Here is a 14,042-nt window from a genome sequence, read left to right as displayed (position 1 = left end):
AAGCAAATTATAACTATGAAAAATATTAAAAACACTTATTTAACGATAGTTGTGTCCATGGCTTTTGTTATGATACCGCTATCCTGTAGTGAAGATTTTACAAATGTAGAACAAGAATTTGAAGTTGGGGTAGATGAATTTTTTCTTGAGGATGAGGCTTTTTTCGAATTGTTAATAAGCGCATATGATCCTTTAGCTTTTAGTTGGCAGACACAGCTTTTTGGAGAATTTATGTCTGATAATGCTATAGTGGCTGGAGAAGATGGATGTCAGGATATTCCCGAGTTTCAAAGATTAGGTACATTAACACACACAACTACTAATATCGCTGTGGCTCGCTTATGGGATTCTCTTTTTGGAGGAGTATTTAGAGCTTCGTTTTTTTTAGATAATGCACAAACTAGGGAGTTTGAAGATAAAGATGTATTTATAGCAGAAGCACGTTTTTTAAGAGCACTTTTTTATTTTGAGTTAGTCCGTAATTTTGGAGGTGTACCTCTAAAAGAATCCCGTTTTTTGCCAGGCGATGAAACAGCAATTCCTAGAAGTTCTATTGAAGAGACTTATGAATTTATCGAAAACGACCTGAATGCAGCAATTCCTGATCTTCCTATTGCCCAATCTCAGGTCGGTAGAGTTACCAGAGGAGGAGCTATGGCATTATTGGGGAAAGTAAAATTTTACCAAGAAGATTGGGATGGTGCGGTCGAAGCACTTACATCTGTTACCACATTAGGGTTTTCTTTAATGCCTAATTTTGGAGATGTATTTACTACAGCGGGTGAAAATGGTATTGAGTCTGTTTTTGAGATACAGTATTCTAATGCAGAAGGTGGTAATTGGAACAATTGGCAAGAAAATGCTGAGAGTGAGGGTAATATCGGGGCGTTCTTTTCAGGTCCCCGTTTAAGCGGAGATCCTGTATATGATGCTGGGTTTAGTTTTAATATACCACAATCTGATCTGGTAGATTTGTATGCCGCTACTGATAGTAGAAAATCCCCTACAATACTAAACTTACTTGAATATTTTGGTGTAACAACCGAACAAGAACTTATTGATAGTGCTATAGAATATACACCAGGATGTGAAACGGACAGAGGATTTTATTTCAATAAAATTATTCCGAGAACTGGAGAGATAGACGGAGCTAATCAATTCGCTAGGTCTCCTTATAACCATAGATATATAAGATACGCTGATGTTTTGTTAATGTTGGCAGAAGCACATAATAGAAAAACCGCACCGAATGAGAACTTAGCCAAGAGTTTTTTACGTCAGGTTGTAGATAGAGCACATGGTACTGGCGTAATAAGTATTCCAGAATCAGGAATGCAACTTACACAAAGAATCTGGGACGAAAGAAGGTTGGAGTTTGCCGGAGAAGGGGATAGATTTTATGATTTGATAAGAACAAATCAGGCAGCAAGTAGACTTCCTAATTTTGAAATTGGGAAGCATGAATTATTTCCTATACCGTTAGATGAGATTCAATTTTCTCAAGGAAATTGGACGCAAAACCCAGGTTGGTAATATATTAATCAAGAGCAAGAAAAATGAAAAATTTTAATTTAATTATAGTATTAGTATTGTCAATCTTATTTATAGGATGTCAACAAGATGATAGTAGTACCGCTTTTATTGCAAATGCAGAGGAAGCTATTGTGACAGATGTAATGTTTGGAATTTCCGATGATAATTCAGGAGATGTTACGATTACTCCTTTAGGAAATAATGTATTATCCTTTGATGTGTTTTTTGGAGATGACACCATAAATCCGGTAACTGTGATCAATGGAGAAAGTGTAGAGCATACCTATGCTAGCGAAGGAATCTATGAAATAACAGTGCTTGCTTATAATGCAATTGGAGAAATTAGTGAATACAAAGAAGATCTAGAAGTGTCGTTTAAAGCACCGGAGAATCTTACTTTTCAGGTAATTCCTGATAATAATGACTTCCTTACATATTCGATACAAGCGGATGCGGATTTTGCAACATACATAGAAGTTTATTTTGGAGAGTTTGCAAACGAATTTATACAAATCGCTCCTGGAGATACTGCTACATATACCTATCAGACAGAAGGGGAATATTCAATTACTATTATAGCGTATAGTGGCGGTGCTGCTGTAACTCAAGATATGGGAATTATAGATGTATCTATTCCCCAAGAATTAGAAATCACATTTGATGATCCAGATGCAGTGTATTCTTTTAATACGTTTGGAGGCAATCAAACAGTTACAGTAGTTGATAATCCAGATGTTTTTGGAAATCTAAGTCCAAAAGCAGTACAATGGGTAGATGGTAGTCCTAGCGAAGTTTGGGCTGGAGCAGCAATGAGTCTTACTAATAGTATCAATTTTGGAGAAGGGACTACAATTAGTATGAAAGTTTGGTCACCAAGTGCAGGAACTCTTTTTAAGCTTAAAATAGAGAGTCTTGCCGATGCAAATTCTGCGGTTGAAGTAGATGTACTTACAACTACTACAAATGCTTGGGAAGTTCTAACATATGATTTTTCCACTACAGACTATGTTACACAGTTTGCTACTAATCCTGCTAATAATCTAGTTATATTCCCAAACTTTGGAGTAGATGGAGGTAATGTTACATATTATATAGATAATATTATACAAGGAGAACAATCTCTTGATACAGTTTTACCGATTCTTCCAATTGATTTCGAAAGTAGCGCGGGAACATTTAATCTATTTGGGTTTGGCGGCTCGGCTACAGAAGATGTAGTAGGTCAGGTTATTGATAATCCAGATGCGTCAGGTATTAATATTTCTTCTAAAGTTGGAACACTTAATAAACCAGTAGATGCAGAAGTATTTGCTGGAGTTGCTATTCCTTTAAGAGACGGTTATGCAATTGATTTTTCTGGTTCTACCTTAATTAGTGTAGATGTTTGGTCGCCTAGATCAGGGATACCAGTTTTACTTAAAATTGAAAATTCTGCAGGGGATGCAGCAGAAATAGAAGTGATGACAACACAATCTAATTCCTGGGAAACATTAACCTATGATCTTAATAATGCACCTGGTTTTAATAGTTCCATTGATTATACTCAAGTAGACTTATTCTTTGATTTTGGAACTGCAGGAATGGGTGAAGTATTTTATTTTGATAATATCAGACAATAATTTTTAATGAAATTCATAATATGAAAAATTTTAAATATGTATATAACATCAGTATTTTTTCTCTGCTTTTGATAGTATGCGGCTGTCAGGAAGAAGAGTTCGAATTTGGTGATATAAGTGCTCCAACGATTAGCTCTGTATTGGCAGAAGCACCTAGCCTTGGAGATCCAGAATATGGAACCGGAAATGTGTTTTTCGATTTGCAGGGAGAAGATATTATAACCTACATTATTTATACGGGTGATGGTAGATCAGAATCGTTTAAGTTTGATGGAAATGCTAAGGCGATGATTAATTATGCTGCACCTGGTATTAATACATATACGTACACAATTATTGCAGTAGGTATAGGAGGTATAACTTCGTCTACCACAGGAGAAGTAACTGTATTCACAGATTTAGATGATACAACCAAATCAATTTTTGGATTGTTAGCAGGAAGTACAACCGCTGATTCCTCTAAAACCTGGAAACTAGATGCTGGTGATGAACCAGGTTTTTATGGAGTAGGACCTGGAGGAGTAAATGTTCCACAAAATGATGGAGATCTTGTGTATTGGTGGGCACCGACTTCGTCCGATTTTAATGAGGATTGTTTATTTAATGATGAATTGACATTTAATTTTGATCTTGAAAATTTTACACTGTCTATGTCTACCGATAATATGGGAGACACTTGGTATCACGATGATTATACACCAGGAATTCCAGGAGGAAGTAATACAGCAGAGTGTTTGGAGGCTACTCCACCTTCAGTTTCTGTGTCTATTACAAATGCAGGTTCAGAATTATTACCAGAATTCACAACAGATAGAGCAATCGAATTAGGAGGAGATGGTTTTATGGGACTTTATATAGGGAATGCAACTCGTACCTATGAAATACTATCTATCGATTGTAATCTGGTGTCGTTAAGAATATTTTTCTTTGATGATGAAGAGGATAGATTTAATGCTTGGTATTTAAGATTCAGGGCTGTAGAAGATGCTACCGATTGCGGAATCACATTGCCAAATTAATGTAATTGCTAAAAAAAATAAATATGAAAAATGTTATAAATTATATATTCGTTTTTATGTCATTATCATTCATGTCATGCAATGAAGATAATGAGGTGTTTCAGGTTGATAGACCGAGTAACTTAACTTTTACAGTTGATGTAGTTGGTGAAACTCCTGAAATGCCCAATGGAGATGGGTCAGGAATGGTAATTATTGAAGCAACAGCGACTGGTGTTGTGAAATATGATTTCTATATTAATGATACAAAAAGAGCATCTACTCTGGATGGAAAATACACACACACTTTTGAGGCACTTGGTGTCAATCAAAATGACATAAGAGTAGAAGCTGTCGGTCTTTCTGGAGGGGTTTCTCAACAAACCAGAAGTATCAGTATTCTTAGAGAAGAGGATACTACGGATGGAGAATTGATAATTTCTGGACCACTTCCGGGACAAGCACTTGTATGGTCAGATGAGTTTGATGGCGGTAGTTTAGATGCTTCTAATTGGGTTTTTGAGACTGGGGATTTAGGAGTGAATAATGAGTTACAACGCTACACCGACAGAAGTGATAATTTAGTGGTTGAGGATGGACTTCTTAAAATTACAGCAAAAGCAGAACAATTAGATGGTAATGCATATACTTCTGCAAGAATAAAAACACAAGGTAAACGCGAATTTAGATTCGGAACAATGGAAGCTAGAATAAAATTAGCTTTAGGGCAAGGTACTTGGCCAGCTTTTTGGATGTTAGGAGCTAATATAGATGAAGTTGGATGGCCAGTTTGTGGAGAAATAGATATTATGGAGTATGTAGGGAGAAACCCAATACGCACATATTCGAATGTATTCTTTCCTGGGAATACAGGAGCTGATAATACTACATCAAGATCTTTAGATGTAGATGGACTAGATGAAGGCTTTCATGTTTTTAGAGCAGAGTGGGATACTAATAAAATAGTGTTCAAAGTAGATGGGGTAGAATATAACACATTTACAATCACCGATGGATTACCATTTAGAGATGATTTCTTTTTCATCCTTAACGTAGCAATGGGTGGAGATTTTGGAGGTGCTGTTAGTCCTGATTTTACAGAAGCTACTATGGAAGTTGATTATGTAAGAGTATACCAGTAAATAGTAATAATAGTAATGGAGTTTCACTAAATTAAATTAGTTGTTTTTTTAAAATGCTGAAGATGTAAATATCTTCAGCATTTTTTATTTGTAATAGAAACGATATTGTTTAGATAAATAAGATATCATTGCTATTTGTAAATCTTGTGTTAATGGATTAGGTAGCAAGATTTCATGATTACGATAATTATGAGGTCTTTTTTTTGATAAACGAAATGGAGGTTTTTATAATTTGAATTAACAAAAGTTGTTAGGTATCAATTTTACATCCAAGATTCTAGTCAAAAATTCTTCATATATCCTAATTATAGAATTAAATTAGGATATATAGAGGGTAATGGGATTGTATTATTTAGAGGGATAGTTTTTTTTGAGTACACAAATACTATCATTGTTTATACTGGCTAAATAATATTGCTGATTTTTAATTTTAATTTTTTCAATATCCCTAGCTGGACCTTGAATTTCAAACAAGCTCTTATTATCTTTAACAAATCCACCTTTCTGATCATTTATTAATAACATTCCATGAAAAGCATCAAGTCTGGATAGTTGAGTATTCAATTCATAATTATTACCAGATAATAAGATGTCATCATAACTGTCACTATTAAAGTCATCTATATACATTGTGTTGATACAGGAAATTTGAGCTTCTTTGGGTAAGGTTTTTTTCGAGAAAGTACCATCACCATTGTTAAGGAAGTAACAACTCTTTAGTTCGGTTACTCTTTTTTTAATGGCAGTTTTGATTTTTTGTTCCGGAAGATATTCTGAGAAATTTGCCTTAGCAAATTTAGCATAAGACAAATGTCTTTTGTTGATGACAGGCATTTGCTTACTTAATTCATCCTTATTGTTAAAAACCGTTTCCGTTCCTTGATAAAAATGTGTTATTACAGGATCCATTTTTCCATTGTCATCAAAATCACTAAGCATAAGAGTTATAGGTTCTTCTTGGCTTGCAGTTAATCTAGTATTTAATCCCCAATTCCCACCGATAATATCAATATCTCCATCATTATCAATATCACTAGTTTTTATAGAATTCCAGAAGCCAGATGTATTTTGTAGATTGCTTTTTTTATCTAATTTAAAAATGTTGTTTTTATTTATAAATATTTGGATTGGCATCCAATATCCAGCTATTATAATATCTGTTTGTTTATCATTATTTATGTCTGCAAATGTTACATCCTGAACTAATCCTATGGAAGTGAGTTCTGGTGCAATAGTTTTTGTTACATCAAGAAAGTTTCCAGTTCCATCGTTTTCAAAAATATAATTCTGAGGATTCATACCAAATGCAGATGGAATACTATTAGAACCTATAAGTATATCTTGATCACCATCACTATCAAAATCAAATGCTTTGACAACTGATCCATTGATTGATAAGTTTTTAAAGCTTTGATAATCTCTAATAAATGATCCATTTTGATTTCTGAAATAGTAAACGGAAAGATTATCAGTTGTTGCTCCAGTTTCATTTCCTCCATTAATGACAATAAGATCAAGATCATTATCATTATCAGTATCAATAAATATGTTGTCTGTATTTTCTGATTGAAAAGTTTCGTCTATTTCTGGGGTTTTTAATGCCGTAAATATTCCATCAGTTCCTTGTATAAATAGTTGAGCAGGTTTTCCTTTGGCAGCTCCTATGAAAAAATCATCATTACCATCACTGTTTATATCACCAACAGTAATTTCTGGTCCCTGATTAGTATTCATATATGGGATAAGAATTTCTCTATTAAATTCATTATAATTATTATCATTATGGCGGTATGGTATTTTTTGAGAAACATTAGTCAGTAATGATTCCGTATTTTTTTTAGTTGTTATTGCATAAAAATCATGCTTTGCCTCTTGTTTGTTCACCTTTAATGATTGGTTGCTACTAATGTTTTTTAATGTTTGAAAAGATCCTCCGGGCCAAACTATGATTAAAGAATCTAAGGTGTTATGAGGTCCTAGGCCTATATGCATTTTGGGTGAAACGGCAGAAATATATCCTCTGGAAGGGTAATTTTCTTGAGTAATAGTTTGATTTTTTGTATAAGCAATAACCTTAGATCCAATACCAAATCTATTATTTGTAGATCCATTAAATTCAATTGCTAGATAATTGTTTTCTTTAGATAGTGTATTGCTGTTGTTTTCCATGATCATAGCAGTTTCGTTCACATTATTTGTGACCAGATCTAAATCCCCGTCATTATCTAAATCTACGTAAACAGCTCCATTGCTAAAGGATGGTTTTTTTTCAAACCAAGTGTCGGTGACATCTTCAAAATCAAAACCGTTTTTGTTTTTAAATAAATAATTTGGAGTATGTTTTTTTGGTAATCGATCTACTAATTTTAAATCATTCTCAGACATATTTGTACTGATTTGATTTGAAATAATTCCGTTAGAAATGAAACTAACAAAATCTTTATCATTAGTAGCTCCGTATATTCCATTAGTAATGTAGATGTCTTTAAATCCATCATTGTCAAGGTCGGCAAATAATCCAGCCCAAGACCACTCTGTACCAGAAACACCAACCTGATATGAAATATCACTAAAGTTTAAGTTTCCATTATTGAGTTGTAAGGTGTTTCTAATAAATTGAGGATGATAGCCTTTCTTTAAATACTGATTAAAGTTTTGATAATTCATGTCACTTTCTGTAGTTTTTAAACTTTGCAAATCATCAGAAAGCATATCCAATGATAGAATATCCATGCGACCATCGTTATTAAAATCAGCAATGTCATTGCCCATAGAGAAGTTAGTGGTATGACCAAATTTTTTAAAATCTTGAGATAAAATATCTTTAAAAGTCCCATCTTTTTGGTTTATATATAAGTAATCATTTTCAAAAAAGTCATTACCAACATAAATATCTGGATAACCATCATTGTTTATATCACTTACGGATACACCAAGTCCATAACCAATAATACTACTAAAGATTCTTGATTCATTGGTAGCGTCTTTATAAACTCCATTATCATTTATAAAAAATTTATCACCAGCTAGAGAATCTTTTACAAGTCGTTTTTTAGAATCTCCATATGTTCTTTTCGGATATACAGAATAGTTTAAAACATATAAGTCCAGATCTCCATCAAGATCATAGTCCAAAAAAGCAGCTTGATTAGAGAAACCAATAATATCTAATCCATATTTTTTTGCTTCTTCCTTAAAAACGGGAATTCCATTTTGATTGAGCCCTTGGTTTACGTATAATAGATTTTTACCTTTTTTATTTCTGTGTTTTCCAAGTTTTGAGATATAGATGTCTAACCATCCATCATTATTGATGTCTACATGAGTAACACCAGACGACCAACCGTCTTTGTTATTTATTCCAGATGGTTTGGTAATGTCTTCAAATTTCAGGTTCCCCTTATTCAAATATATTTTGTCACTCTCCATATTAGCAACAAAATATAAGTCGGTTAAGCCATCATTATTAAAGTCAGCACTTGTTACACCGGCTCCAATATAAAAATACAAGTAGTTAAGAGCATTCCAGTCTGATGTATTTGTTAAAGTGTTGGAGAAATTAATTGATGTCTCTTTAGAACTTTTTAGTGTAAATAATTTAGTTTGTTTTTTCTTATTACAATTTAAAAAGAGTAGTGCTAAAAATGTATAAAAAATGAATTTTGTATGGAATATTTTCATTTTGTTTTTCATCTAAGTGTTGTAGCTTTAAAAATAGGGCTTTACAAAACGATTTGCCATTATTTATGTGGATATTTTTGTTTTTATTTTAAATCACAAAAATTAAGATATTTTATTGAAATTATTTTTAGTCGTCTTTTAATAAGTATGTTAAGATAATTTTCAGTATATTTGATAGACTACCTTAGCCCAAAAGATAGCATTTAATGAATCGTATTTGTTTTTTACTTTTTCTACTTCAATTTCTTTCTTTTTCACAATCTATTGAAAATAAGATTTTACCTAAGATTACCCATTATGATACTAAAAATATGGGATTTGGTGCACAATCTTGGGATATTGAACAAGATGAAAATGGAATTATATATATAGCAAATGAAAATAAAGTTTTAATTTTTGATGGAAGTGAATGGAATTCTGTAGCAACCAATAATGCCATGGTTAATAGAAGTCTATTTGTTAAGAACAAAGATTCAATTTATTTTGGAGCTGATGGACATTTTGGATTGTTAAAAAACCAATTAAAAAACACATACGATGTTTCCCTGTTAAATAATGTTGATAAAGGCGTTTCTGATAGCGCAGAGGAGTATTGGAGGATACATGAAATTAATGATGAAGTTGTTTTTCAAACGTTTGGGAATCTATATATAAATCAAGGCAATATCATTACCAAAATTCCAGCTCCCTGTTGTTTTAAATGGAGCTATAAAATTGATGATGATTTGTATGTTAATGACGATAAACATGGAGTTTTTAAGTTGTCAGGAACAAGTCTATTTCCGGTTTATGATAATGATGAGTTAAATGCAAATATTATAGGTGTAACGGATGACCGTGATGATTTAATTCTAATTAGTGATACTAAGGGATTGTTTAAGTTGAGTGATGGTGAAATTACAACCTTGGATTTCGCTATGTCGGATGAGGTAAGAAAGGCACAAATTTTTTCTTTTTTAAAATTGAAGGATGGAAGAATCGCTTTAGGGACAGTTTCTAATGGATTGTATATACTTGACCTAGAGACAAGAAAAGTTGAAAATATTAATAAGTTAAAGGGGTTGCAAAACAATACTGTTTTGTCAATATTTCAAGATGATGAACATAACCTTTGGTTGGCATTGGATTATGGTGTAGATTATTTAAAACTAAATTCTTCTCTTAAATATTTTTATGATTACTATGGTAAATTAGGAACTACATATGCGGCTGTAAAGGATGAGGGTTTTTATTATATAGGAACAAATCAAGGACTTTATTCTTTAGATGTGAAATCAATTACAGATAAAGAGGATTTTGAACAGTTGCTTAATGGTCAGGTCTGGAACTTAGTTTCAATTAATGACAATGTTTTTGTTGGTCATGATACTGGAGCCTATACATTGAGTGGAAAGATTCTTAAAAAGATGGGGTTTAGTAAAGGCGCCTGGGATTTTAGATCGTTTAGGGTGGATAAAGAGGATGTCATTATTTCTCCAAATTACAATGGAGTGTCCTTATATGAAAAAATAGAAGAGAGTTGGCAAGAATATCAGCTTAAAGGATTTAGTAAATCAGTAAGATATCTGGAGGTAGATGAAGATAATTATATATGGTTAGCTCTGCGATCAGAAGGTGTTTTTAAGTTTAAGTTAGATTATAAGAGTAAAACACTTTTGCAAGAAAGTTTTTTTCCTTTAAGTGATTTCGAAGGAGGAGTGTTGTCATTGTCTAAAGTGGATAATGAGATAATGATTACTTCAGGTTTTTATTCATATCGGTATAAATCAAATAGTGATTCTTTTGAAAAGAGAGAACTGGGTGAGAAAAAAGGATATTCTCCGAGAATTATAAAAAAAAATGGAGAAACTTGGTATGTTGATAATGAGAGCGTCGTTATAGAGAATGAAAAGGAAGCTGTCAATCTTAGAGAATTGCAAGATCAATTGGTTCCAGATGTTTTAAATGCTTTTACATTAGATGAAAAGCATGAGCTTATTCCTATATACAGTGGCTTTTCAGTTTATATTAGAGATAATTTGACTCCTTTAGAAAATATAAGAGAAAAGGTTTTAATTCGGGATTTTGTTTCAGTGGGTAGTAAAGTTTCTTATGAAGAAGAATCTAATATACCTTTTAAGGATAATGACCTTAAGATAAGGTATGCTTTGCCTATATATGGTAAAAAAGTTACGTTTCAATCAAAGTTAAATGATCAAGAATGGAGTGATTGGACCACTTCTACAGAACATACATTGTATAATTTGAAGGAAGGTAATTATACGTTTTATGTAAAAGCAAAGTATGATGAAGTTGTAAAAGAGTCTTCTTTTGTATTTACGATAAAACCTCCGTTATATAGAACATCTTGGGCATATTGTTTTTATATTTTGTTGATTGGAGGAATGCTTCTTATAGCGCGCTTTATCAATCGTTATAAAATGAAAAAGCAAAAAAAGAAATTACTTGAATTAAAAGAAGAAAAGCTAAAGAAACAAGAAGAGGAACATAAGGCACAAAAGTTAGAACAAGAACGTAGGATAATCGAACTTAAGAATTCTAAATTAGAAAGTGAGGTAAAAGCAAAAAGTAGAGAACTTACTCAAATTGCTTATGTTAATCTGAATAAAAATAAAATTTTAAAAAAGATTAGGGATAAAATTGTGAAAATTCAAGAATCTCCTAATTCAAGATCTCATGATAGTAATTACATGGACTTAAAAAGATTGGTAGAATATTATATAACCGACAAAGAGAGTAAAATATTTAAAATAAATTTTGATAAGTCTCATCAAGAGTTTTATGAACGTTTGTCAAAACAGTATCCGAGTTTGACATCAAAAGATCTTAGACTGTGTGCTTATCTTAAAATGAACTTATCTTCCAAGGAAATAGCACCTTTATTAGGAATAAGTCCCCAGAGTGTCGATGTTAATAGGCATAAACTTCGAAAAAAGCTAGAATTAGATCCAGAAAGTAATCTAACTAATTTTTTAATGATATTCTAAACGTTAGAATTGTTGGTTCTTTCCTAAATAGCGACAATTTTTATTTCAATAACCTTAGTTGTAATAGCTAGAAGCACAGTTGTTATATAATAATCTTTATGCATAGCTTATATTTTACTTTATATATTATATGTTATTTCATGGGATGTTTTAAGTTGTTTTATTAATGTGGTATAATAATAAGGACAGGTTGTTATTTAATTTGATATTATTGTTTTGATTTATTGTGGATTGTTTTCTATTTTTTTTGTTTGTGTAAATCGTATGTTTCTAGGTTGTTATAAAAAGATTAAAATTTTCTTTAAAAAAGTTGTTGTTGATTAGAAAAAGGGTTGTATGTTTGCACCCGCAAAACGGGATATTGTTTTGTTGTGTTCATTGAGATTGATTTTGTTTGTTTGAGTTAGGTTTTACTGGGGTTTAGATGCTTTTGTAGATTTGGTTCAGGTTCTAAAAAAAACTTTATTTTTTTTCAAAAAAGTTTTGTGGAATTAAAAAGAGGTTGTATATTTGCACCCGCTTTGAGAAACAAGCGAAGTTCATAAGAATAAAAGTTGTACTGGAGTAGAGTGATTAGGTTCATTTATAGGGTTCGATTCCTTGTTAATTTTCGATTAACGACTGGCAATGAAGATTGTTTTCAGATAGTTAAAAAAGTTCATTGATATATTGATTGACAGCGCGTATTATGGTTGTATTTATTTACGATCATATTACAATAAGAATTAAGACTAGAAGCATTTTTGAGATACGATTTAAAATTCCTGTTGTTATTGTTAAATAATATTTAAGAATACACGATGAAGAGTTTGATCCTGGCTCAGGATGAACGCTAGCGGCAGGCTTAACACATGCAAGTCGAGGGGTAACGTGAGTGCTTGCACTTGACGACGACCGGCGCACGGGTGCGTAACGCGTATAGAACCTACCTTATAGTAAGGGATAGCCCAGAGAAATTTGGATTAATACCTTATAGTATGATAAGATGGCATCATTTAATCATTAAAGATTTATTGCTATAAGATGGCTATGCGTTCTATTAGCTAGTTGGTATGGTAACGGCATACCAAGGCAACGATAGATAGGGGTCCTGAGAGGGAGATCCCCCACACTGGTACTGAGACACGGACCAGACTCCTACGGGAGGCAGCAGTGAGGAATATTGGACAATGGAGGCAACTCTGATCCAGCCATGCCGCGTGTAGGAAGACTGCCCTATGGGTTGTAAACTACTTTTATAGAGGAAGAAACAGTTCCACGTGTGGAACTCTGACGGTACTCTACGAATAAGGATCGGCTAACTCCGTGCCAGCAGCCGCGGTAATACGGAGGATCCAAGCGTTATCCGGAATCATTGGGTTTAAAGGGTCCGTAGGCGGGTCTGTAAGTCAGTGGTGAAAGTTTTCGGCTCAACCGGAAAATTGCCATTGATACTGCAGGTCTTGAATCATTATGAAGTGGTTAGAATAAGTAGTGTAGCGGTGAAATGCATAGATATTACTTAGAATACCGATTGCGAAGGCAGATCACTAATAATGTATTGACGCTAAGGGACGAAAGCGTGGGTAGCGAACAGGATTAGATACCCTGGTAGTCCACGCCGTAAACGATGGTTACTAGCTGTTCGGACTTCGGTCTGAGTGGCTAAGCGAAAGTGATAAGTAACCCACCTGGGGAGTACGTTCGCAAGAATGAAACTCAAAGGAATTGACGGGGGCCCGCACAAGCGGTGGAGCATGTGGTTTAATTCGATGATACGCGAGGAACCTTACCAGGGCTTAAATGTAGTATGACAGGTTTAGAGATAGACTTTTCTTCGGACATATTACAAGGTGCTGCATGGTTGTCGTCAGCTCGTGCCGTGAGGTGTCAGGTTAAGTCCTATAACGAGCGCAACCCCTGTTGTTAGTTGCCAGCGAGTAATGTCGGGAACTCTAGCAAGACTGCCGGTGCAAACCGCGAGGAAGGTGGGGATGACGTCAAATCATCACGGCCCTTACGTCCTGGGCCACACACGTGCTACAATGGTAGGTACAGAGAGCAGCCACTTTGCGAGAAGGAGCGAATCTATAAAACCTATCA

General features: G+C 33.5%; 6 protein-coding genes and 1 rRNA gene (1 of these 7 only partly in view). 6 read left to right on the top strand and 1 reads right to left on the bottom strand.

Going from position 1 to position 14,042, the window contains the following annotated elements; genetic code table 11:
• The first annotated feature begins 15 nt into the window (after positions 1–15).
• From D1815_RS12600 to D1815_RS12585, 4 genes are read left to right on the top strand one after another with little or no spacing between them, the layout of a single operon-like run.
• On the top strand, positions 16–1,533 hold the full coding sequence (locus tag D1815_RS12600) for a RagB/SusD family nutrient uptake outer membrane protein (protein WP_118387345.1): 1,518 nt from the start codon (positions 16–18) through the stop codon (positions 1,531–1,533).
• A gap of 23 nt (positions 1,534–1,556) precedes the next feature.
• Positions 1,557–3,152 (top strand): PKD domain-containing protein, encoded by a 1,596-nt coding sequence (locus tag D1815_RS12595; RefSeq protein ID WP_118387343.1) that lies wholly within the window; start codon positions 1,557–1,559, stop codon positions 3,150–3,152.
• 20 nt (positions 3,153–3,172) lie between these two features.
• Positions 3,173–4,171: a hypothetical protein gene (locus D1815_RS12590; protein ID WP_118387341.1), complete on the top strand. Its 999-nt coding sequence runs from the start codon at positions 3,173–3,175 to the stop codon at positions 4,169–4,171.
• A gap of 23 nt (positions 4,172–4,194) precedes the next feature.
• Complete coding sequence (locus tag D1815_RS12585) at positions 4,195–5,292, top strand: family 16 glycosylhydrolase (RefSeq protein WP_118387339.1); 1,098 nt, start codon at positions 4,195–4,197, stop codon at positions 5,290–5,292.
• 348 nt (positions 5,293–5,640) lie between these two features.
• On the opposite strand, the gene D1815_RS12580 is transcribed toward D1815_RS12585, so the two are convergent.
• Complete coding sequence (locus tag D1815_RS12580; RefSeq protein WP_118387337.1) at positions 5,641–8,973, bottom strand: VCBS repeat-containing protein; 3,333 nt, start codon at positions 8,971–8,973, stop codon at positions 5,641–5,643.
• Positions 8,974–9,179: 206 nt separating this feature from the next.
• Here D1815_RS12580 and D1815_RS12575 point away from each other — a divergent pair, with 206 nt between their 5' ends.
• Both D1815_RS12575 and D1815_RS12570 read left to right on the top strand, forming a co-directional pair.
• A complete protein-coding gene (locus D1815_RS12575) occupies positions 9,180–11,960 on the top strand; it encodes a hypothetical protein (protein ID WP_118387335.1) in 2,781 nt (926 codons plus the stop codon).
• Between the two features lie 797 nt (positions 11,961–12,757).
• Positions 12,758–14,042 (top strand): 16S ribosomal RNA (locus D1815_RS12570); it runs 237 nt beyond the window's last position.

Source organism: Aquimarina sp. AD1 (genome assembly GCF_003443695.1).
Classification (GTDB): domain Bacteria; phylum Bacteroidota; class Bacteroidia; order Flavobacteriales; family Flavobacteriaceae; genus Aquimarina; species Aquimarina latercula.
This window is presented reverse-complemented; position numbering and strand designations above follow the sequence as displayed.